The following is a 1,881-nucleotide window of genomic DNA, read 5'->3' as shown; positions in this document are numbered from 1 at the left end:
GACTACGGCTGCGAGCCGTCCGCCGCGCACCCCCGCCCGGTCGTCCTCGTGCACGGCACCTTCGGGAACTCCGTCGACAACTGGCTGGTCCTCGCGCCCTACCTGGTCAGGCGCGGCTACTGCGTCTACTCCCTGGACTACGGCCAGCTGAAGGGCGTGCCGTTCTTCAACGGGCTCGGGCCCATCGACAAGTCGGCCGAGCAGCTCGACGCCTTCGTCGACAAGGTGCTCGCCGCGACGGGTGCGCGGAAGGCGGACCTCGTCGGCCACTCGCAGGGCGGCATGATGCCCCGCTACTACCTGAAGTTCCTCGGCGGCGCCGACAAGGTGAACGCCCTGATCGGCCTCGCCCCCGACAACCACGGCACCACCCTGCTGGGCCTCACCAAGCTGCTGCCGTACTTCCCCGGCATCGAGGACCTGCTGACCACGGCCACCCCGAGCCTCGCCGACCAGGTGGCGGGATCGCCCTTCCTCACCAAGCTCAACGCGGGCGGCGACACGGTGCCCGGTGTGCGCTACACCGTCATCGCGACCAAGTACGACGAGGTCGTCACCCCGTACCGCACACAGTTCCTGAACGGCCCTGACGTGCGCAACGTGACCCTCCAGGACCTGTGCCCCGTCGCCCTCTCCGAGCACGTGGCCATCGGCATCCTGGACCGCGTCGCCCACCACGAGGTGGCCAACGCCCTCGACCCGGCGCACGCGACGCCGAGCACGTGCCTGTCATGACACGCGCCCGGCATCGTCCGCGCTGACTCCTTCGGGGCTCAGCGGCCGTGGCGCCCGGCGGCCCGACGACGCGTCGTGGCGAACATCGCCGCGGCGCCGATCGCCAGAACGGCGGCGCCGCCCATGGCGATGTACGGCGTGGTGCTGTCGCCGCCGGTCTCGGCGAGGCGGTCGTCCGCGGCTGTGACGGGCTTCCCCGCGGAGCCCTGCGCCGCGGTCCTGTCGCCGGGCGTCTCCTCGGCGGCGGCCTCCTCGGCGGGCGCGGGGGCGGTGGCCTCGGCGCCGGTCTTCGCGTCGGCGTCACCGTGGCCGTGGTGCTCGACGGTCGACTTGTCGGCACCGGCCGCGATGTCCTCCGCGGAGGGCGCGGAGGCCGCCGGGGCGGGCGCGGCACCGCCCGAGCCGCCGGTGTCCTTGCCGAAGACGACGTCGGAGCAGGTGTAGAAGGCCTCGGGGGAGTCCGAGCGCTGCCAGATCGAGTAGATGAGGTGACGGCCGGACTTCGCCGGGATCGTCCCGTCGAAGACGTAGTCGCCGTTCTCCATCTTCGGGTCGGTGACGTCGACGAAGGGCTTGGCCTCCAGGTCCGACCACTTCAGGGGCTTCGACGGGTCGTAGGAGTCCTTCGTGATGTACAGCTCGAAGGAGCCCTTGTGCGGGGCGGTGCCCTTGTAGCGGAAGGTGTGGTCGCCCGCGGCGAGCGCGCTGGAGGGCCAGTCGGCGCGCGGCAGGTCGAGCCCCTTGTACTTGTCGTTGCCCGCGCTGCACAGCTTCCCGTCGGGGATGATCTCCTTCGACTTCCCCGCGGCGTTGGCGATGTTCACCGCGTTCCAGTCGTAGAAGGCCTGCGCGCCACTGGCGGCGACGGCGGCCTTGCACGCGGCCGACCTCGGTGCCTCGGGACCCTCCTGGAAGCAGGCGGAGACCCGGCTCACCGGGTCCGTCATCGAGCCGTGCGCGGCGGCGGGCGTGACCGTGAGGGCGGTCAGGGCCAGCGGACGGCGGCGAACGGGCGGCACGGCCCCCCGGTCCACCGGCGGCACCGACGGTCCGGCACCGCCCCGGCGACCAGAAAACTAGCCCCTGAGATCGCCGGAAACCCCTGCTGAGGACGGGGGACAGTGATCCTTATGGTCGCTTTAAGAG

General features: G+C 71.6%; 2 protein-coding genes. One reads left to right on the top strand and one right to left on the bottom strand.

What is annotated here, in order from left to right; genetic code table 11:
• Positions 1–735 (top strand): esterase/lipase family protein (locus AB8Z36_RS38815; protein WP_369218068.1); only part of this gene is annotated, 735 nt, incomplete at its 5' end.
• A gap of 38 nt (positions 736–773) precedes the next feature.
• On the opposite strand, the gene AB8Z36_RS38810 is transcribed toward AB8Z36_RS38815, so the two are convergent.
• The gene (locus AB8Z36_RS38810; protein WP_369218067.1) at positions 774–1,754 is read right to left on the bottom strand and encodes a lytic polysaccharide monooxygenase; all 981 of its coding nucleotides are present in this window, start codon (positions 1,752–1,754) and stop codon (positions 774–776) included.
• Between the last annotated feature and the right edge of the window lie 127 nt (positions 1,755–1,881).

Origin of the sequence: Streptomyces flavofungini (assembly GCF_041028215.1) — a bacterium.
Taxonomy (GTDB): domain Bacteria; phylum Actinomycetota; class Actinomycetes; order Streptomycetales; family Streptomycetaceae; genus Streptomyces; species Streptomyces flavofungini_B.
This window is presented reverse-complemented; position numbering and strand designations above follow the sequence as displayed.